A 19262-nucleotide genomic window follows, 5' to 3' on the forward strand; every position below is an offset into this window, starting at 1 on the left:
GGGCCAGCTCGCGGAGGGCGGCGTTGAAGCGCCACGACGTGCGGGTGAGCCGAGGCGGCGAACAGTACACCTACTCGGCCGGTGAAGTAGTCGAGGCTCTGCAGGGGGCCGGCGTGCTCACCGACGACGCCATTCGCATCGCCCGTGACGTGGAGAAACACCTGCGCTCGCACGACGTTCGCCACGTCGATCTCGAAGACCTGATGGGTCGCCTCGAGGAGGCGGTCAAGACGCGGGTCTCGTCCGAGGCGGCCCAACGCTTCCGGAAGCAGACTCCCCCCTTCGTCTCGATGAAGGTCACCAAGGGGACCGAGTCGGAGACCTTCTCGCGCCGTACCCTCAGTCACTCCCTGGAGAAGTACGGCCTCCCGTTCAAGGAGGCGTACGCGATCGCCAAGCAGGTTGAGCAGAGCCTGAGAGCGCAGGGCTACCAGTCGATCGAAGAGGACATGCTTGCCCATATCGTCGCTCTGGCGCTCGAGTCGCGTTACGGGCGCGAGGCGCGCCTGAAGTACGAGTCCAGCCTGGCGGACCCGGTCGACCTGTACGTCGTGGAACAGGACGGCACCCGCTTGCCCTACTCGCGAGGCATCCTGGCGCGCTCTCTGATGTCGGTCGGACTGGGACCCGAGCTCGCCTACAACCTCGCCAAGCGGGTCGAGGACATCCTCTGGCGTTCGGGCGAGCGGAACGTCCCCCGCACGCGGGTGCGCCGCGAGGTAGAACGGCTGCTGGTGGAGGAGGCGGGGGCCGACTTCGCCCGGCGCTATCAACTGCTGCACCGGCTCCGCGAGTCGGAGCGGCCGGTGATAATCCTCATCGGCGGCGCCCCCGGGGTGGGGAAGAGCACGGTGGCCTCGGAGCTCGGTTACCGCCTCGGCATCCCCCGGATGGTCTCCACGGACGCGGTTCGACAGGCGCTTCGTTCGCTCATCTCCACCGAGTTGAGCCCTCTCCTCCACGAGTCGAGCTACACGGCCTGGCGGGCCGAACTGCTGGGACCGGAACGGATCGACGCCAAGCCGGAGCCGGTGCGGGTCATCCGCGGCTTCCGCGCTCAGATCCAGCAGCTGGCGACCGCGATAACGGCCATCATCGAGCGCAGCCTGCACGAGAACATGTCGCTGGTCATGGAGGGAATCCACCTCGTCCCGGGGCTCTCGCCGAAACGCGAGTTCGAAGGGGCGCTGGTCGTCGAGCTGATGCTGATGGTGGAGGATGAGGACAGCCACCGTGACCACTTCGGCCTGCGCGAGCGCCAGACGCACGACAAGCGCGCCCAGGATATCTACCTCGAGCATTTCCGGGAGATCCGGATACTGCAGGATTATCTGCTGGAGCGCGCCCGGGCCGAGCGCGTGCCCGTGGTCGACGCCAGCGACTTCGATCAGGCGATCGACAAGGCGATGGAGCACGTCCTGGCCTCGCTGCTGATGCGCGGTCTCGCCGAGGGGGGCGAAGGAGCGGCGGCTCGCTGACGTCCGGATCGGCGGGCGCCCGACTCCGGAGCGCCCCGATGAAGAATCACATCCCACTCGCGCCGGTACGTCCGTAGACTCGGGGGCGAGGATGTCAATGGCTACCGCAGCGATAGAAACCGAGCGTCTCACCAAGTCGTACGGCCCACGGCCGATCGTCCGTGAGCTGAGCTTCCGAGTCGATCCGGGGGAGGTCTACGCCCTCGTCGGCCCCAACGGCGCCGGCAAGACGACGGTGATCAGGCTCGTCTCCGGTCTCGCTTTCCCGAGCTCGGGCAGCGTCCGGCTGCTGGGCGCCGATCCCCACCGGCAACCGGAGGTGAGGCGTCGCCTCGGGGCGGTTGTGGAAGCGCCCGCGGCCTTCTACCCTTACCTGACGGGCCGCGGCAACCTCGAACTCCACGCCCGGCTGGTGGGCGGAGTACCAGCCGCGCGCATCTCTCAGGTTCTGGAGATGATGGAACTGGGGCCCGCGGCCGACCGGAAGGTGCGGGTCTACAGCCTGGGTATGCGGCAGCGGCTAGGCGTTGCCGCAGCCCTGCTCACCGGTCCCGAGGTGCTGATCCTGGACGAGCCGGCGAGCGGAATGGACCCGCTAAGTCTGCACCTCGTTCACCGTGTGCTCAAGGATGCAGCCGCCCAGGGAACGGCGGTGCTCCTGTCGACCCACCACCTCGACGAGGTGGCCGCCTACTGCTCACGTGTGGCGATCCTCGAAGAGGGCGCGCTCATCGACGAGGTCGACCTGAGCGACCGCCAGACGCGTTTCCGTGCGAGCGTCTCGGACGTGCACGCAGCGCGAGTGCTGCTCGACACCCAACCGTTCGTGACGGCCGCACGCATCCGCGCCCAGGAGGTCGTCTTCCAGCTCACCTCGCCCGATGACCTTCCCCGAGTCGCGCCAATCCTGACGAAGGCCCGGATCGACGTACTCGAACTGGCCAGGGATACGTTCAACCTGCGCGCCTACTATCAGGATCGACTGGGTGAGCGGCACGCGCCGGTAGCCGAGCCGGAAAGCGCCGTCGAATCGACAGGAGGCGCGGCATGATCGCGCTCCTGCAGATGGAACTGGGGAAGCTGCTGCGCCTTGCCAGCGTCCGCTTCAGCCTGCTCCTCCTGGTGGTCTTCCCACTGCTCTGGTCTTACGCACCCGGGATCTTCGACGTATACGGTTTCTATCTCGTCTCCGGCTACCAGGTGCCGGGCCTCAGCCTGCTCTCGAGCATCGAGGTGCTGCTGCCGCTCCTGGTGGCCATCACCTCGGCCGAGCTCCTGGGCATCGAGATGAACTTCGGCACCCTCCCAACCATCTTGCTCAGGCCCGTCAGCCGTTCTCGCTGGCTCCTCGCCAAGCTCCTGGTGGCGACGCTCTATCCGTTCCTGCTCCTGCTCTTCCTGCTGCTCGTGTCGCTGCTGGCGGGTACCTTCTACGGCTTCGGTCCGTTCGTGGGCGGTACCGGACTGGGAGAGGGTGGGATCCTGGGCGCCGGGATGATGCAGCCGGCGTCTGCTCTCCTCGAGATCGTCCAGGCGTACGCGTTAGCCGGGTTGAGCCTGGTGCCGATAAGCCTCCTGGCGGTACTCTTCACCGTCGTCTTCATGAGCGCCGCTGGTGGCGCATTGGCGACCCTCGGCATCCTCGTCGCGAGTCAACTGCTCGTCGTGTTCCCGGCGCTGGAGGACTTCCTTCCGCACCGGTTGCTCCAACACTTCGCCGACCCTGTGGCCACAACCGGTTGGCTGGTGCTGCTGATCGCCGTCTACGCGACCGCCTTCGCGGTGGGAGCGGTCGTGCTCTTCGAGCGAAAGGACTTCTAGATGATGGCGTGCGCTGCCCGGCGCACGCCCTCGATCCCGAGGGCGCTGAGCCTGCTGGCTACCCTGCTGGTCGTGCTGGGGCTGGGCGTGGCGAACGCCATCTCGTACACGGTCCAGGTCGTAGCGGTGTCGGAGCAGGAGTCGGCGCTCTCCGTGCAACGCACGCTGCTGAACGAGGCCTATCCCGCCTACGTGGTCCGAGCTTCTACCGTTCAGGGCGACATCTACCGGGTGAGAGTGGGTGCCTTCGGCAACCGTGACGCGGCCCTGCTGTTCGCCCGAACCATGCCGATCGTGGCAGGAAGCCCGCCTCTTCCCGCTCTCGCCGAGGGGATACCTGCCGCCGTCATGCCGCTCGAGCCCCGCCTTCTGACCGCCGTGAGCGCTCCTCAGCTCGACGTGATCCCCTGGGGCGAGGGGTTTGCGCTGAGAAGCCAGGAAGACACCGCCCGACAGGCGACCTATTTCGTCGTGAGCGGCGGATCTCCCCACTCGTTCCGGGCCTGGCGCGCCGCGCCTGCCGAGGGCGGTGCGCTGGTTCTCCGCAACCTACCGCTCTGGCCAGAGACCTGGGAGACCGACGTGCCTGAAGCGCGCGAGGCCTACCGGCGGGCGATCCTCGAGTCGCTGGCCCGCCGCTTCGAGGTCTCGCTCCAGCGACTCGAGGAACTCGAGGGCCGATCGGCACCGGGTCGCCCCTTCCTCGTCGTGCTCGAACTCGTGCCTATCCTGGGAGGGGGCGAGGCAACGCTGCTTGGGATCGCCGCACCCAGCGACGGCCCGTACGGTCCTGGCCAGCTCCTGATCGGTTCGGCTCCTTTGCCCGAGGTGCCGGGACCGCTCTACCGCGCTTCGCTCGAAAGCCCCCCGCTGGCGGCCACGTTCGGGGGCGAAGGCTGGCGGGTGGAAGGCGCCGGGGAATTCTTCCTGCTGAGTACCGAGCAGAGCAGCCGCGGCTGGCGAGCAGGAGTGGGCATGCCGCTTTGGAGCGACGGAGAGTTCCTGCTCACTCGCGTCGGGGAGAGGATCCTGCTCTACGACTTCGTAAGGCGCTGATCGAGCCCCTGACCCGGGGCCACTCCTCAAGCCACCGTTTCGGCTTCTGGCGCCGGCTCGCCTTGCTCGGCCAGCCAGCGCTCCACGGCCATAGCAGCCCTGGTGCCGGCTCCTACGCTGGTCGACAGCTGCCGGTAGACCTCGTCCGAGATGTCGCCGGCGGCGTAGATCCCTTCGACGTTCGTGTATATCTCGTCGCGCACCGCCACATACCCCGTAGGCGTCAGCTCGACGACACCCTCGAGATAGCGCGTGTTCGGTTCGTGACCGATGTAGACGAACACTCCGTCGGTTGCCAGCACGCTCTCCTGCTGCGTCTCGAGGTTGCAGAGGCGCACGCCCGTGACCTGACCATCCTCGCCTAATATCTCCTCGACGACGCTGTCCCACACGAAGTTCATCTTCGGGTTGGCGAACGCCCTCGCCTGTGCGGCCTTGTTCGCCCGTAACTCATCGCGCCGGTGCACGATCGTCACCGACTCGGCGAACCTGGTGAGGAACAGCCCCTCTTCGACGGCCGCGTCGCCCCCGCCCACTACCACGACGTTCTTGCCTCGATAGAAGAAGCCGTCGCAGGTGGCGCAGGTCGACACTCCACGTCCGTAGTATTCGTCTTCGCCGGGGACGCCCAGCCGCTTGGGATTGGCGCCCGTGGCCAGGATCACCGCTCTGGCGATGTAGTCGCTCTCGTACCCCTCGACCAGGAAGCGGCCGTCGGGCCGGCGGCGGATGGCCGTCACCTCTTCCATGACGATGCGGGCGCCGAACTTCTCGGCCTGCCGCACCATACGTTGGGAGAGTTCCGGGCCGCTCACCGTCTCGTCGAAGCCGGGGTAGTTCTCTACCTCCTCGGTCTGGGCTATCTGACCGCCGGGGAGCCCTTTCTCGAGGATCACCGTGTCGAGCTGAGCGCGTCCCGCATAGATGCCGGCGGTGAGCCCCGCTGGGCCACCACCTATGATGATTACGTCGCTCTCGACCTGCTCTCTGGGCATCGGGCCTCCTCGCAGGTCATGCTAGCACCCGCTCGGCTACCTGCCGCTGCCCCAGAATACCCGAAGGGGGTATCTCTTCAGTGGGTCCCTGCGAGCTGCGCGGCCTGCTCCTCGGCCGTCGTCCGGGGAATCCAGACCCTGATGTTGCGATCGGACTCCAACGTCATCTGCGCGCGGTACGGCTTGTACAGGTCGTACTCGAGGTACGGCTCACGCGCGACGACCCTTAGCGAGAACGGCTCCCCGCGCTGCAGTTCGACCTCCATGGGCGTCCGGCCGACCAGGAGGTCGTCGACTATCACCGCTGCCCCGCTGGGGTCACTGGTGACGCTCAGGACGACCTGCGCGTTGGCAGCATTCACCTGGTGTCTGGCGGTGAGGATAAGAGTTGGTACCACGACGAGAAGCAGGGCGGCCAACACCAGGATCTCCAGCAGGGGAGTCCTGAACTGCCTCTGGGCGGGCCTCGTCCCCGACCTTCCGATCGTCGGCGCCGTCGTGATACTCGTCAGTCCGATACGGTCATTCATCCGCATGCACACCCCCAACTGACTGGCGCGACACGAGGGGCCAAACACGAAGACGTGATGCGCGTCGCCTGGCGAAACCCACCGGGTGAAATGGATATTAGCGAACTTTTTCACACGTGTGGTCGTTTCGAGTCACATTCTCGAGTCGCAAGGACGCGGCTCGCGCCCGCCCCGAAGCCGTTCGCTCCATCGCTAGGTGAACAGGACGGCTCGGCTGGTACACTGTTTTCCGCATCGACACCGGTCCACAGGTGGCGGGAGGAGAAGATGAACCCATTGCTATCACGAGAGTTCCGCATCCCATTCGACAGGGTGCGGGCGGAACACGTCGTCCCCGGGGTCCGCGCGGCCGTGGACAGGGCAGAGAACGAGATCGAGGCGCTGAGCGGCTTCGAAGGACGGCGGAGTTACGACAACACCGTCGCCGAACTGGACCGGCTGGTCGAGCGGGTCGACCGCACCGTGGGCATCGTCTACCACCTGATGGCGGTTGCGAACGAACCGGATCTTAGGAAGGCGTTCGACGAGGCGTTGCCGATCTTCTCCGGTTTCTACGCGAAGCTTCCCACCCACCAGGGGCTGTGGGGGGCCATCCGCGACTATTCGGCGAGCGTGGAGGCGGCTGGGCTTGGCCCCGTGCAGGCCAGGCGCCTCGAGAAGTTGCTCGACGAGTTCCGTCGCGCCGGCGCCGACCTGCCGCAGGAGCAGCGGGAACGTGTCGAGCAGATCCGGACCGAGATGGCGCGTCTCGCTACCGCCTTCGGCAACAACGTTCTCGATGCGACCAACGAGTACGAGCTGCTCATCGAAGACGAGTCCGACCTCGCCGGGATTCCCGATTCGGCGCGGAAGCAAGCCCGCGCTTCCGCCGAACAGAAGGGGCTACCCGGTTGGCGTTTCACCCTGCACGCACCCTCGTACCTATCGTTCATCCAGTACGCCGAGAACCGTGAGTTGCGGCGGCGCATCCACGAGGCCTACGTGAACCGGGCGACCGCCGGACAGCACGACAATCGCCCTCTCGTCCGCGAGATCCTGGCGTTGCGCCGTGAACTGGCCCAGATCCTCGGCTACCGGGACTTCGCCGATTACCGGCTGGAAGTCAACATGGTCAAAAGCGGTGAGGCGGCGGTCGAGTTCGAGCGGGAGTTGCGGGAGAAGACCGTCCCCTACTGGGAAGTGGAGATGCGGGAGTTGCGCGAGTTCGCCTCACGGGAGCTCGGTCTCGACGAGATCGAGCCGTGGGATCAGTACTTCGTCACCGAGCGCATGCGGTTGGCCCGCTACGAACTGGACGCCGAGGAGCTGCGCCCCTACTTCCCGCTCGAGGGCGTGCTCGAGGGCCTCTTCGAGATCACCCGCAGGCTGTTCGGCGTCCAGGTCGAGCGGGTCGAGAACGACGCGGTCTGGCATCCGGACGTGGACTTCTTCGAGGTGAGGGACGAAACGGGGCGCCACTTGGGCTCCTTCTATGCCGACTGGTTCCCTCGCGATACCAAGCGGGCGGGCGCCTGGATGAACGGTCTGATCCACGGGGAGCCGCAGGAGGATGGGAGCCTGGCCCCCCACCTTGCCCTCATGGTCGCCAACTTCACGTCGCCGCAGGACGGCAGGCCCGCTCTGCTCACGCACCGCGAGGTGCAGACTATCTTCCACGAGTTCGGCCACCTGCTCCACCACCTCCTGTCCAAAGTGGAGGTTCCCGCCCTGGCCGGGACCCAGGTACCGCGCGACTGGGTCGAACTGCCCAGCCACATCATGGAGAACTGGACCTGGCAGCGCGAAGCGTTGGACCTCTTCGCCCGCCACTTCGAAACCGGTGAGAGGATCCCCGAGGAGCTCTTCAGGCGCCTCCAGGCGGCCCGCAACTTCATGGAGGCGAACGCCCAGATGCGGCAGCTCTCGTTCGGCACCGTCGACCTCTCACTGCACATCGACTTCGATCCTCGCTCGGCGGACGATCCGCTCGAGTTCAGCAACCGGATAAGGGAGAGATTCGTGCTGCGGCCCGAGTTCGCTCACGACGGCTTCCTCTGCGCTTTCTCGCACATCTTCGCCGGCGGTTACGCGGCCGGGTACTACTCCTACAAGTGGAGCGAGATGCTCGAGGCCGACGCCTTCACGCGCTTCGAGCAGAACGGCATCTTCGACCGTGCGACCGGACAAGCCTATTTGGAGTCGATCCTCTCCCGCGGCGACAGTCGCGATCAGTTCGAGCAGTTCCGGGAGTTCATGGGTAGAGATCCCGACCCCGAGGCGCTGCTGCGCCGCAACCTCGGGAGCAACTACCGACCCAGCGTGGCGAGCGGCTGACCCGACCCGAACAGCGGCGGTGGGGATGGCCGGCAGCCTCTGGTCAACCCGCCCCGATGAACCGCCGAGGAGGACCGTCCAGCGCGAGAGCTGGCCGTTCGAGATCGTCCACTCCGCTATCAGGCACCGGCAGAGGGGCGCGCGGCAGTACCCCTTCGGCCGCCAGCAGCGCTCCCAATGCGGGCGCCTCCCGGTAGGCGTCGACTCCGGCCTCGATCCCCTGCCCCTCGAGCAACCGGTCGTAAACGGCGGTAACGCGCCTCGACAGGGTCGAGTTGAGGAAGCGCGAGCTTCGCTCTCTCGCTTCAGTGAGGTCCCGTAGCGCGCGGGGCGGCAGGTTGGAGACGACGAACTGCCGCTGCTCCGGTGTCAGCGATCCCAGGGTCCGGGCGAGAAGGGTAAGGGCCGTTGCGTAACGGGCGAGCGGGTGCGGGGCACGGAGACCGGCGATGAGGGCCGCCATGTCGGCGTCTGACTCGGAAGCGAAACCGGCTGCGTGAGCCATCTCGTGGCCTCCTACCGCAACGCTTGAAACGACCGAGAGCCCGGCATCCACCTGCGGCTCGAGCGTGAAGGGGAAGAGCATCCCGGCATAGCCCGAGCTGAGGAGCGTACCGGGAGGAAGCAGCTTCAGCCGTGGTGGAACGGTAACCGGCCAGCCGAACTCGCGACCCAGCTGCTCGAGCTCGTCGGCGATAGCGGCGACAGCCTCGCCCGACCGCGTTCCGCGATCACCCGTCGCACCGGCCTCGGACCCTGCTGCCTCGAGCTCGTCGATCGCGGCCGCTCCCGCTCTCACCCAGCGGAGGAGTTCACCGCCGAAGGCGTCGATCTCTGCCTGCGTCGCCGGCCGCTCGGGCACGTCCAGCAACCGCAGCAGCTCGGGACGCCGGTAGTTGGCGCCCCAGGTGATCAGATAGAGGGAGCTAAGCGACAACGTGAGCAGAAGCAGCCGCAAGACGCGTGGCCACAGCTCCAGGCGCCGCCGCGGTGACAGCGTTCGCCAAACGAAGATGCCGCAGACGATGGGCAGTACAGCCAGGCCCAGCGGCAGGTAGGTCCACGAGGTCAACGCGGCGAACAGTACCGTGAGGGCCGGGTAGAGGGTGCCACCATAGATCGCTGCGAAAGTGGCCGGTGGCAGCAGGAGCAGGGTCAGCGCCAGCGCGCCGAGGCTCACCGCTACAGCCAGCAACAGAAGGGCTCCTCGTGAGAGGCCGTTGGACCGCCACTCATGGTCGAGTCCCCACCTCCCACCGGTCGTCATCCGGCGGCCTCCGGGCCCGGGCTGGACGCACTCTTGGAGCGGCGGCGCCTCCGGGCCCGCACCTTGCTACCGGAGGACAGACGGCCGCTATCCGTCCCGCGATCCCAGCCTTCCAGCCGTTCGAATCGGCGCCTGTCGATCGTCCACCAGCCGCCCTCGGCCTGCTCGAGCAGGGCCGAACCGAAGTGTGGCCGGTACTGGTACTGGACGGCGTCAGGCGCGAGAGCATAGAAGGCCAGCCGGACGGCCGCATCGACAAGGGCTCCTCGCGCCCACGGCAGGAGCGCCGAGTCCTCCGACTCCCGCAGGGTCAGATGACCTATCCGGTCCCGAACGATGAGCTTCATCTCGACGGGCGCGTCACTGAAGTAGGTAAGGCCCTCGCCCCCGATCTCGGCGGCCAACCGCACCGCCCCCTGGCCCAGCGAGAACGGTGGCAGCGGGGGAGGGAGCCTGCTGTCGTACGCCAGCGAGAGCAGGTCGATCAACTGGCGATGGCGCTCCTCCAGCCGCAGGCGTTCCCGCTCGGTGAGCCGCAACGGGTCCTCGAGCCGGGCCTCCACACCGAGGCGTTCGAGTTCGAGACTCTCCAGGTCGTCACCCTCCTCGGGAGCCGCTTCGTGGCTATCGGCCTGGTCTCCTGGCGACGCCGCTTCCACCCCCGGCTCGAGCCGCCTGCGGCCAGCCAGGTAGCCCTCGAACCCGCCTCTGTACTCGACGAGCTCCCCCTCCTCGATCGACCAGACCCGCTGCGCGAGGCGTGCCAGGGCCCGGTCGTGGGTGGCGAAGACGATCGCGGCCTCGCTCGCGGCGAGCGTGCTGTGAAGGGTCTCGATGGCGTACAGGTCGAGGTCGTTCGAGGGTTCGTCCAGCAGCATCAGGTTGGCTTCGGCAGCCAGCAGCCTGGCTAGTCCGGCACGCGCTCGTTCGCCGCCCGAGAGTTCGCCCGGTAGCCGCCCCCAGGTCTCCCGGGGAAGGCCGCTCAGCGAGAGGAGCATCCTGGCGCGATCGCCGCTGACCAGTTCGGTCAGCTGCTCCAGTACCATCCGGTCGTCGTTCATACCGCGATCGGACTGTCCGCTGTACAGCAGCTTGATGTCCCGGTGCCACCGGAACTCGGCACGAGGATCGTCGGACTGCTCCTCCCCGGCGATGAGCCGCAGGAGCGTGCTCTTGCCGCTGCCGTTCGGCCCCAGGAGGGCGATCTTGTCGCCCGCGTCGATGGTGAGGTGGGCGCCCTCGAACAGCTCCCGGTCGCCGGCGACACTCGTGAGCCGGCGCGCTTCGAGCAGTCTTCCTTCCGCTTCGCGCGTGGTCGGCGCCGGTAGCCCTGACAGCGAGGTGCTGTGACGCTCCCTTGCCACCGCACCGAGCGTTTCCCTGTCCCTCTCTGCCCGCCGCCTTCTGCGCTGGGCTTGCGCACTGCCCCACGAGCGAAGCTCGCGTGCGATCCCCTCGAGCCTGGCCGCCTCCTTGCGTCGCTCCCGTTCACGTCGCTCGGTCGCGCGGTCCATGACCCCCTGCTGCTCGCGCAGGCGGCTGTAACCACCCCGGCTGATCTCCAGTCGCTCGTCCCGCAACTCGGCAGCGTGGGTGCAGACGAGGTCGAGCAGTTCCCGGTCGTGAGATACCAGCACGACAGCGCCGCTCCAGCGTCGCAACCTCTTCCCCAGCCACTCGAGGGCGGGCAGGTCGAGGTGGTTGGTGGGCTCATCCAGAAATAGCAGGGGAGGTTCCGCAGCGAGCACCCTGGCCAGGGCCAGACGAGCTCGCTCGCCACCCGACAGTCGACCGACGTTCAGCTCCAGCTGCCGGTCGCCGATGCCGAGCGCCGCCAGATGTTCGCGCAAGACCGCCTCGGCCGCGTAACCGCCCGCACGCTCGAACGCCTCTCGGAGTTCGCCGTACTCTTCCAGGCTGCCCTCACCCCGGCTCAAGCCTCCCTCCAGCTCCCGCAACTCGAGTTCCAGCCGGGTGATCCGGGAGATCCCCTCGAGTGCCGCTTCCCAGACGTTCCGATCCTCTCCCAGTCGGGGCCACTGCGGCAGGAAGCCGACCGCGATCCCGGGCGCGCGGCGCACCCGCCCGCCATCGCCCTGCCGAACACCGGCCAGAACCTCCAGCAGTGTGCTCTTGCCGCTGCCGTTGCCGCCTATCAACCCGATCCTCATCCCCTCCCTGACGGTCAGATCGGCGCCGGCCAGCAGCATGCGGCCCTGGTGTTCGATGGTGAGATCGCGGACTGTGAGAAGCTCCATGTCGCCGCCGGCATGCTACGGCCCGGTCCACGCGGGTGCAAGCGACTGCTTCGCACGCTTCGACCTATCCCAGCGGCCGCTTCGCAAGTCGAGGGGCGGGAGACCGGTCCCGTCCCCGGTAGACTTGACCGATGAAGCGCTTCACGGCGGTAGGACGGAACACGGGCTTCCGCTGCGACAATTGCGGGCGCGAGGTACCGCCCCTGAAAGTCGGTGGCTGCCGCAACCATTGCCCCTTCTGCCTCTACTCCAGGCATGTCGATATCGATCCGGGGGACCGGGCCAACGAGTGTGGAGGACTCATGGAACCTCTCGGAGTGGTGACCGACGCAAGGAAGGGCTACGTGATCGTGCACCGCTGTGAGAGCTGCGGCGAGGTGAAGCGGAACCGCGCGACGCTCGACGATCCCGAGTGCCCCGACGACTTCGACGTGATCCTGGAGATGTCCCGGCGGCCCGTTCAGGGTTGACGGGCTCGAAACCCGACGGTGGTGACGTTGTGATGAACGAAGAGAAGCCACGAAGCAGCGGCGACACGCTGTTCACGAACTGCACCGTTCTGACCGGTGACGGCTCGACCGCCTCAGCGGTGGCGCTGCGTGGCGACAAGGTCCTGATGGTGGGAAGCGACCGGCAGGTGAGGGAGCACCTGGCACCGGGCGCTCGCGTCGTGGATGCAGCCGGCGGTTTCCTCATGCCGGCCTTCCACGACAGTCATCTCCACCTGACCCAGCACGGTTTCGAACTCGGTCAGGTCGATCTGCACTCTGCCCAGACACTCGGGGAGGGTATCGCACGGGTCGCACAGAGGGCGGCCAGACAGCCCGTGGGGAGCTGGGTCCTCGGCGCCGGATTCGCCCTCCAACGCTGGGGGGTGACCTCACTCGACCGCCACATGCTCGACGAGGTGGCGCCGCACCATCCGGTGCTGCTGCGCTCCCAGGATCACCACAGCGCCTGGGCGAACAGCGCCGCCCTCGAACGTGCCGGCGTGAGCGCCGCCACTCCCGACACGGCCGATGGGACGCTCGTTCGAGACGAGACCGGGGAGCCGACCGGCCTGCTGCTGGAGCGCGCTCTGCATCTGGTGTGGGACGTCATCCCCGAGCCCGACTCCGCCGCCATCCGAGGGGCCATCAGACGGGCCGCGGCTGACCTGGCAGGGCGGGGAATAGCTACGGTTCACCACATGGCGTACGAGCCTGCTGCCTACTGGCGCGAAGTGGCGCTGGCGGCCTCGGACGAACGGTTCGAGTTGCGAGTCTGGGCCTGTGTGAACCAGGAGGAGATCGAGCACGCCAGGGAGATAGGCCTGGCCACAGGACAGGGCGGTCCCGGGTTCATCATCGGTGGAGCCAAGTTCTTCGCCGACGGCGCCCTGGGGAGTCGAACGGCCTGGATGCTCGAGCCGTACGCGGGAACGGAGGAGGTCGGAGTTGCGGTGCATGGACCCGACGTCCTGGCCGAGCGTTACCCGTTGGCCATCGAGAACGGTCTGACGCCGGTCACCCACGCCATAGGAGACGCGGCGGCACGAGCGGTCATCGATGCGCTGGAGGCGACGGCTCCACAGTGGCGCGAACGGGGCTTGCGTCCACGCTTGGAGCACGCTCAGCATTTGGCGGCAGAGGAAGTAGGTCGTATCGCGCGTCTCGGAGTAGTCGCCTCGGTCCAACCGATCCACCTCACCTTCGACGTTCCCTCGATCAGCACGCTGCTCCCCGACAGGAAGGAGCGCGCCTACCGCATCCGCGAGCTGCTCGAAGCCGGCGTCCCGCTGGCGTTCGGCTCCGACACTCCCGTTGCCCCGCCCGATGTTTTCGCGGGCACCCGCGCGGCCTGCTACCGGAGGGGCGTCGACGGCGATTTGCTCTGCCCCGAGCAGGCGATAGGCGTGGACCAGGCGCTGGCTGCCTACACTAGCGGCGCCGCTTACGCCATCGGGCGTGAAGGTAGCAGCGGCAGGCTCGCGCCCGGTTTCGACGCCGACATCGTGCTTCTCTCGCACGACCCGCGAGCTTCGCTCGACGACCTGCGGGTACGAGCGACGCTCAAGGGCGGGACGCCGACCCACGATCCTGAAGGGCTTTTCGAGAGCGGCTATACTCGGGCATGACCGTAGCTCCCGCCCTCGATCTGGACGCTCTGCTGCTGCGCTCGCGGGCGGCCGCGAGGCGCCTGCACCGTGCCGACCGCAGCGCCGGTCTCCAGGCGATCGCAGACGCCCTCGAGGAAGCGCGCCACGTCATCATCGACGCCAACCGGCGCGACGTCGAGGCAGAGAAGGGCCGCGGTACGCCCACCTCCAAGGTCGACCGGCTCACCCTCGACGAGGGGCGCCTGGCAGGCATCGCTGCGGCGGTCAGGCAGATCGCCGATCTGCCGGATCCGCTCGACCGGGTGCTGGACGGCTGGCGGCTCGCCAACGGCCTCGAAGTGCGCAAGGTCACCGTGCCTTTCGGCGTAATCGGCATGATCTACGAGTCGCGTCCGAACGTCACCGTCGATGCCGCCGCCCTCGCACTGAAGGCGGGAAGCGCCGCTGTGCTGAGGGGGTCATCCAACGCACTCGCCTCGAACCGCGCGATCACCCAGGTGATGAGGCGCGCGCTGGGCAGCGCGGGCCTCCCGGAAGACGCGGTGCAGCTGGTCGATTCGCCCGAACGCCACTACGTTACCGAACTGCTCGCGGCACGGGGCAAGATCGATCTGGTCATCCCTCGGGGCGGAGCATCGCTCATCTCCCACGTCGTCGAGAATGCCAGGGTTCCCACTATCGAGACGGGCGTCGGTAACTGCCACGTGTACGTCGATGCCGCTGCCGACCTCGAGAAGGCCCGGCGGATCGTCTTCAACGCCAAGGTCCAGCGGCCCGGAGTGTGCAACGCGGCCGAGACTCTGCTGGCGCACTCGGCGGTGGCGGCAGATTTCCTCCCGGCGATCCTGGGAGACCTCCGGGATGCGGGCGTTGCACTGGTGGGTTGCGAGCGCGCCCGGAGCCACGGTGTGAGCGTGGGAGCGGCGAGCGAGGCCGACTGGCGCGAAGAGTACCTCGACCTGAAGTTGGCGGTGCGAGTGGTCGATGGTCTCGACGAAGCGATCGAGCACATCGTGAGGTACGGTTCGCAGCACAGCGAGGCGATCGTGACCGAGGAGCGAAGTGCCGCGCGCCGTTTCCAGGATGAGGTGGATGCCGCCGCGGTACTGGTCAACGCCTCTACCCGGTTCACCGACGGCTTCGAATTCGGTTTCGGGGCCGAGATCGGCATCTCCACGCAGAAACTGCACGCTCGCGGGCCCATGGGCCTCGCGGCGCTGGTTACCTACAAGTACCTGGTAGACGGAGAAGGGCAGATCAGGGGCTGAGGATCGGCTGAAGTCGCCACCCTACTCGGAGCAGCAGAAATGCCGTCTGGCACGCTGCTCGTGGTTTGCGGCCGGGCAGCTTCGGGTGGTATAATCGGTTGTTTGGGAAGGGCTCGTCCCGGCCGCGCGGGCCGGCTCGCGCGGCCGCCCCCTGGAGAAATGTGAAACGGAGAATCAATTGACCCTTGCGAATGCCTATACCGCTGACAGCATCAAGGTCCTGAAAGGCCTCGAAGGGGTTCGGAAGCGCCCGGCGATGTACGTGCAGGGCGGCACCGGGATCGACGGCTACCACCAACTCCTCACCGAGATCATCGACAACGCCATCGACGAGGCGCTGGCCGGTTATGCCGACACCGTCGAGGTCGTACTGAACGCCGACGGGTCGGCCTCGGTCACCGACAACGGTCGCGGCCTGCCGGTCGGGATGATGAAGAAGGAGGGCCGCCCCGCCATCGAAGTGATCTTCACCGAACTGCATGCCGGCGGCAAGTTCGACTCGAGCGCCTACAAGGTGTCGGGGGGTCTCCACGGGGTCGGCTCCTCGGTCGTCAACGCGCTCTCCACGTTCCTCGAGGCCGAGGTAAAGAACGATGGCAAGCTCTACCGCATCCGCTTCGAGAACGGCGAGGTCGTATTCCCGGTGCAGGCGGTAGGAGACGCCCCCAAGGCCCAGTCGGGCTCCAAGGTGACCTTCCAGCCCGACCGCAAGATCTTCAAAGATGTCGACGGGTTCGACTACCTCCGGATCAAGCGGCGCCTGAAGGAGCTGGCCTTCCTCACCGGTGGCGTTCGGATCATCCTCGAGGACAGGCGCAACGAGCTCGAGGTACGCCGCGAAGAGTTCCAGGAGAAGGGCGGAGTGGCAGCGTTCGCGGCCAGCCTGGCCAAGGACGAGAAGACCATCTACGAAAAGCCGATCATGATCAAGGACATCTCCAAGGTCGACGACGAGGATATCGAGGTCGAGGTCGGCCTGATCCACACCAGTTCGTACGGTCAGACGGTGCTCACCTACGCGAACATGATCACCAACCGCGATGGCGGCACCCACCTCACCGGGTTCAAGACCGCCTACACTCGGGTGCTCAACAATTACGCCAAGGCGAAGAACCTGATCAAGAAGGGGGATCCGGCGCCAACGGGCGAGGATTTCCTCGAGGGGATCTCATGCGTGGTGTCGGTCAAGCTGGGTGACCCGCAGTTCGAGTCGCAGGCCAAGGTGAAGCTCCTCAACCCCGAGGCTCAGAGCGCGGTGCAGTCGGTCGTGTACGAGAAGTTCGCCGAAGTACTCGAGGAGAACCCGAAGGTAGGGAAGGCGATCATCGAGAAGGCCGCGCACGCAGCCAAGGCGCGTGAGGCCGCTCGCAAGGCGCGTGACCTGGTGCGCCGCGCGAATCCGCTCGAGAACGACGAACTGCCGGGCAAACTGGCCGACTGCCAGTCGACCGATCCGAGCGTGAGCGAGATCTACATAGTCGAGGGTGACTCGGCCGGAGGTTCGGCTAAGCAAGGCAGGGAGAGGCGCTTCCAGGCAATACTGCCGCTACGCGGCAAGATCCTCAACGTCGAGAAGGCGAACATCGGCAAGATCCTCAAGAACGCCGAGATCAGGGCGATGATCGCGGCCATAGGAGCGGGTCTCGAGGGCACCGGGGACGATCAGCACTTCAATCTCGAGGACGTCCGCTACCACCGGATAATCATCATGACCGACGCCGACCACGATGGCTCGCACATCAGGACTCTGCTCCTCACCTTCTTCTACCGCTACATGCGGCCGCTCATCGACGCCGGCTACGTGTTCATCGCTCAGCCGCCGCTCTACGGGGTCACCTTCGGGCGCTCGAAGGAGATCGAGTACGTCTTCAGCGATCAGGATCTCCAGCGGCTCCTCAAGGCGAACTCCGGCCGCAAGTACGAGATCCAGCGCTTCAAGGGTCTCGGCGAGATGAACCCCGAGCAGCTGTGGGAGACCACCATGAACCCGGAGACCCGGGTGCTCAAACGGGTGAGCATCGAGGACGTGCTGGAGGCCAGCGAAGTGTTCGAGATGCTCATGGGCAGCGAAGTGCCGCCTCGTCGGGAGTTCATAGAGGACAACGCCCACCTGGCTCAGCTCGACGTCTGAGCGAAGGAGGAGGGCCTGCATGAGGAACGCGGCCGGACGCTCCGGCCGCGTTCTCGTCGTCGTAGCTGTTGCTGTCGTGACTGTTGTTGCGGTAGTCGGTCAGTGACCGGGGCCTGGGCCCGCGGCGGGTACGTTCAGGTCCTAGAAGTGGAAGTTGGCTCCGGCCCCCAGCTTGAAGATGGAGACGGCCAGGCCAGCGAAGAAGACATCGAAACCACCTTCACCGAAGACGCCTACCTGGTCAGTGAGCATGTACTCGGCGCCGCCGAGGCCACCCAGGCCGAACACGGCTCCGCCACCGTTCGAATCGAGGAGCACGCGCGGACCGCCGCCGCCGTAGGCGGTGACCGGTGTGGCGCTGGCCAGATCGAACTTGCCCAATCCGTTGGCACCGAACTGGATGCCGGTTCCGGTGAGGTAGAAGCCCAGGTCGGCGCGGACGTCGATCATCGGGGCGACCTCGAAGCCGACCTGCGCAGAGACGGGCGCGGCGACCAGGCCGCTGAGGAAGCCGGCTCCGAACTGGACGCCGGCGTACCCCTCCTGGGCGGATGCCAAGCTGGGAATGAGTGTAAGAACGATGACTGCGAGTAGTTTTCTCATTTTCCGTTCCTTCGGCCCCCGCAGGACGAGTTGTGGTGCGACGATGAGCGCTTCTTCCTCCTTTCGTTAGAAGACGCATGATGCTAAACCCTTGCTCTCGTCCACGACGTAAAATTCTTACTCATCGACGACATTGGGTGGGAGCTCTCCTGCGAGCACGGCGATCACGGCTCGGGCGCAGAGCCCAGCCATCTCCCGCCTGGTGCGCTCGGTGGCCGAGCCCAGGTGGGGCGCCAGCAGCACGTTGTCCAGTTCGGCCAAGCCCGGGGTCACCCGCGGTTCGTCCTCGAAAACGTCCAAGCCGGCGCCCCAGATCTGCCCTTCGCGCAAAGCCTCCAGAAGGGCGACCTCATCCACGAGCGGGCCCCGGGAGGTGTTCACCAGGATCGCGTGGCGGCGCATCAGAGCGAGAGCAGCGGCGTCTATGAGGTGTCTCGTCTCGGTCGTCAGCGGCGCGTGGAGGCTCACGATGTCGCTCTCCTCGAGTAGGGCAGGCAGCTCCGGCCGGAAGGAAGCGTCCAGTTGCCTCTCTGCCTCCGGCCGCCGGGATCTGTTGTGGTAGAGCACCTTCATCCCGAACGCTCCGGCGCGGCGGGCTACTGCGGCGCCGATGCGGCCCATCCCCACGATCCCCAGGGTCGCTCCGCTCACGTCCTGCCCCAGGAGCTGCAGGGGGTGCCAGCCCTGCCAGAGGCCGCTCGCGACCAGCCGGTGCCCCTCGAGAGCCCGGCGGGCGACCGCGAGGATCAGCATGAACGCCTGATCGGCCGTCGCCTCGGTCAGGACGTCGGGCGTGTTGGTCACCAGCACTCCCCGCCTGGAGCAGGCCCCGACGTCGACGTTGTCGTAACCCACCGCGTAGTTCGCCACGACCCGCAGACGCTCGCCGGCCTTATCGAGGAACTCCTCGTCCACCCTGTCGCTCACGAGAGTGATCACCGCATCGCATCCGGCGACCCCCTCGAGCAGCTCGTGTCTGCTCGGCGCTACCTCCGAATCGTGAACGCGGAGCCGACATCCGGCCCGCTCTAGCAGTTCCAGGCAGCTGGTGGGGAGTCGGCGGCTGATGAAGACGAGCGGGGACTGGGCCATGGTTCCCGAGTCTATCGTCCGACGAGCGATCCGACCGGCAGGCCGGCAATGGGATTCAGGGAGGATTCCGCCGGTTGGGCGGCCGGTTAATCTCGAGCCGGGAAACCTGTGGAGGGGGTCGAGAGTGGAGAGTGTGCTCGAGGAGTTCGAAGCCGAAGTCGAAGACCTGCGCACCAGATTACGTGCCGGCAGGTTCACGGGAAGCGACGGAACGGTGGCAGTTGAGCAGGCCGATGAGCTGGTTAGCGATTATCGCGCGATGCTCGAGGCCGAGAGCGAGCCGAGCCGCGGGCGCGAACTGCTCGACCGCTTCAGGGAGGAGGTCGCCCGCCTCTAGCCGGCGCGATGAAGA

General features: G+C 66.8%; 16 protein-coding genes. 10 read left to right on the forward strand and 6 right to left on the reverse strand.

The window, feature by feature from the left end; all coding sequences use genetic code 11:
* Nucleotides 1-23 precede the first annotated feature (23 nt).
* The 4 genes from VF168_09395 to VF168_09410 all read left to right on the forward strand — a co-directional run bounded on the left by VF168_09395 (nucleotide 24) and on the right by VF168_09410 (nucleotide 4355).
* Nucleotides 24-1478: an ATP cone domain-containing protein gene (locus VF168_09395; GenBank protein ID HEX7004386.1), complete on the forward strand. Its 1455-nt coding sequence runs from the start codon at nucleotides 24-26 to the stop codon at nucleotides 1476-1478.
* Nucleotides 1479-1575: 97 nt separating this feature from the next.
* The gene (locus tag VF168_09400) at nucleotides 1576-2529 is read left to right on the forward strand and encodes an ABC transporter ATP-binding protein (protein ID HEX7004387.1); all 954 of its coding nucleotides are present in this window, start codon (nucleotides 1576-1578) and stop codon (nucleotides 2527-2529) included.
* Nucleotides 2526-3299, forward strand: a complete 774-nt coding sequence (locus VF168_09405; protein HEX7004388.1) for an ABC transporter permease — start codon at nucleotides 2526-2528, stop codon at nucleotides 3297-3299. The genes VF168_09400 and VF168_09405 overlap by 4 nt, the downstream gene beginning before the upstream one ends.
* Nucleotides 3300-4355, forward strand: coding sequence for an SPOR domain-containing protein (locus VF168_09410; GenBank protein ID HEX7004389.1), 1056 nt, complete (start codon nucleotides 3300-3302; stop codon nucleotides 4353-4355).
* A gap of 26 nt (nucleotides 4356-4381) precedes the next feature.
* Here VF168_09410 and trxB read toward each other — a convergent pair whose 3' ends face one another.
* Together trxB and VF168_09420 are read right to left on the reverse strand one after the other, a co-directional pair.
* Nucleotides 4382-5350, reverse strand: coding sequence for a thioredoxin-disulfide reductase (gene trxB, locus VF168_09415; protein ID HEX7004390.1), 969 nt, complete (start codon nucleotides 5348-5350; stop codon nucleotides 4382-4384).
* Nucleotides 5351-5427: 77 nt separating this feature from the next.
* Nucleotides 5428-5886 carry a PEGA domain-containing protein gene (locus VF168_09420; GenBank protein HEX7004391.1) on the reverse strand — a complete coding sequence of 153 codons (459 nt, stop codon included), beginning with the start codon at nucleotides 5884-5886 and terminating at the stop codon, nucleotides 5428-5430.
* Between the two features lie 261 nt (nucleotides 5887-6147).
* On the opposite strand from VF168_09420, the gene VF168_09425 reads away from it, so the two are divergent.
* Complete coding sequence (locus VF168_09425) at nucleotides 6148-8193, forward strand: M3 family metallopeptidase (protein HEX7004392.1); 2046 nt, start codon at nucleotides 6148-6150, stop codon at nucleotides 8191-8193.
* Nucleotides 8194-8236: 43 nt separating this feature from the next.
* On the opposite strand, the gene VF168_09430 is transcribed toward VF168_09425, so the two are convergent.
* Together VF168_09430 and VF168_09435 are read right to left on the reverse strand one after the other, a co-directional pair.
* Nucleotides 8237-9460, reverse strand: a complete 1224-nt coding sequence (locus VF168_09430) for a DUF3810 family protein (GenBank protein HEX7004393.1) — start codon at nucleotides 9458-9460, stop codon at nucleotides 8237-8239.
* Nucleotides 9457-11718: an ABC-F family ATP-binding cassette domain-containing protein gene (locus VF168_09435; GenBank protein ID HEX7004394.1), complete on the reverse strand. Its 2262-nt coding sequence runs from the start codon at nucleotides 11716-11718 to the stop codon at nucleotides 9457-9459. The genes VF168_09430 and VF168_09435 overlap by 4 nt, the downstream gene beginning before the upstream one ends.
* Nucleotides 11719-11849: 131 nt before the next feature.
* Here VF168_09435 and VF168_09440 point away from each other — a divergent pair, with 131 nt between their 5' ends.
* The 4 genes from VF168_09440 (at nucleotide 11850) to VF168_09455 (ending at nucleotide 17215) form a co-directional block, all read left to right on the forward strand.
* Nucleotides 11850-12188 carry an RNHCP domain-containing protein gene (locus tag VF168_09440; GenBank protein HEX7004395.1) on the forward strand — a complete coding sequence of 113 codons (339 nt, stop codon included), beginning with the start codon at nucleotides 11850-11852 and terminating at the stop codon, nucleotides 12186-12188.
* A 32-nt stretch (nucleotides 12189-12220) separates the two neighbouring features.
* The gene (locus tag VF168_09445; protein HEX7004396.1) at nucleotides 12221-13834 is read left to right on the forward strand and encodes an amidohydrolase; all 1614 of its coding nucleotides are present in this window, start codon (nucleotides 12221-12223) and stop codon (nucleotides 13832-13834) included.
* Nucleotides 13831-15084: a glutamate-5-semialdehyde dehydrogenase gene (locus VF168_09450; protein HEX7004397.1), complete on the forward strand. Its 1254-nt coding sequence runs from the start codon at nucleotides 13831-13833 to the stop codon at nucleotides 15082-15084. Before VF168_09445 ends, VF168_09450 begins: the two co-directional genes overlap by 4 nt.
* A 178-nt stretch (nucleotides 15085-15262) precedes the next feature.
* On the forward strand, nucleotides 15263-17215 hold the full coding sequence (locus VF168_09455; protein ID HEX7004398.1) for a DNA topoisomerase subunit B: 1953 nt from the start codon (nucleotides 15263-15265) through the stop codon (nucleotides 17213-17215).
* 141 nt (nucleotides 17216-17356) lie between these two features.
* Here the strand turns inward: VF168_09455 and VF168_09460 are convergent, their stop codons facing one another.
* Both VF168_09460 and VF168_09465 read right to left on the reverse strand, forming a co-directional pair.
* Nucleotides 17357-17818 (reverse strand): hypothetical protein, encoded by a 462-nt coding sequence (locus VF168_09460; GenBank protein ID HEX7004399.1) that lies wholly within the window; start codon nucleotides 17816-17818, stop codon nucleotides 17357-17359.
* A 117-nt stretch (nucleotides 17819-17935) separates the two neighbouring features.
* On the reverse strand, nucleotides 17936-18910 hold the full coding sequence (locus tag VF168_09465; GenBank protein ID HEX7004400.1) for a D-glycerate dehydrogenase: 975 nt from the start codon (nucleotides 18908-18910) through the stop codon (nucleotides 17936-17938).
* A gap of 124 nt (nucleotides 18911-19034) precedes the next feature.
* Between VF168_09465 and VF168_09470 the strand changes: the two genes are divergently transcribed.
* A complete protein-coding gene (locus VF168_09470) occupies nucleotides 19035-19247 on the forward strand; it encodes a hypothetical protein (protein HEX7004401.1) in 213 nt (70 codons plus the stop codon).
* Nucleotides 19248-19262 lie beyond the last annotated feature (15 nt).

The organism is Trueperaceae bacterium, from assembly GCA_036381595.1.
In the GTDB taxonomy this organism is placed as follows: domain Bacteria; phylum Deinococcota; class Deinococci; order Deinococcales; family Trueperaceae; genus DASVCN01.

Excerpts from the sequence above, each read along its gene's own strand:
- VF168_09400 (HEX7004387.1), top strand. The coding sequence starts at position 1,576 with ATGGCTACCGCAGCGATAGAAACCGAGCGTCTCACCAAGTCGTACGGC.
- VF168_09405 (HEX7004388.1), top strand. The coding sequence starts at position 2,526 with ATGATCGCGCTCCTGCAGATGGAACTGGGGAAGCTGCTGCGCCTTGCC.
- VF168_09410 (HEX7004389.1), top strand. The coding sequence starts at position 3,300 with ATGATGGCGTGCGCTGCCCGGCGCACGCCCTCGATCCCGAGGGCGCTG.
- trxB (HEX7004390.1), bottom strand. The coding sequence starts at position 5,350 with ATGCCCAGAGAGCAGGTCGAGAGCGACGTAATCATCATAGGTGGTGGC.
- VF168_09420 (HEX7004391.1), bottom strand. The coding sequence starts at position 5,886 with ATGCGGATGAATGACCGTATCGGACTGACGAGTATCACGACGGCGCCG.
- VF168_09425 (HEX7004392.1), top strand. The coding sequence starts at position 6,148 with ATGAACCCATTGCTATCACGAGAGTTCCGCATCCCATTCGACAGGGTG.
- VF168_09430 (HEX7004393.1), bottom strand. The coding sequence starts at position 9,460 with ATGACGACCGGTGGGAGGTGGGGACTCGACCATGAGTGGCGGTCCAAC.
- VF168_09435 (HEX7004394.1), bottom strand. The coding sequence starts at position 11,718 with ATGGAGCTTCTCACAGTCCGCGATCTCACCATCGAACACCAGGGCCGC.
- VF168_09440 (HEX7004395.1), top strand. The coding sequence starts at position 11,850 with ATGAAGCGCTTCACGGCGGTAGGACGGAACACGGGCTTCCGCTGCGAC.
- VF168_09445 (HEX7004396.1), top strand. The coding sequence starts at position 12,221 with ATGAACGAAGAGAAGCCACGAAGCAGCGGCGACACGCTGTTCACGAAC.
- VF168_09450 (HEX7004397.1), top strand. The coding sequence starts at position 13,831 with ATGACCGTAGCTCCCGCCCTCGATCTGGACGCTCTGCTGCTGCGCTCG.
- VF168_09460 (HEX7004399.1), bottom strand. The coding sequence starts at position 17,818 with ATGAGAAAACTACTCGCAGTCATCGTTCTTACACTCATTCCCAGCTTG.
- VF168_09465 (HEX7004400.1), bottom strand. The coding sequence starts at position 18,910 with ATGGCCCAGTCCCCGCTCGTCTTCATCAGCCGCCGACTCCCCACCAGC.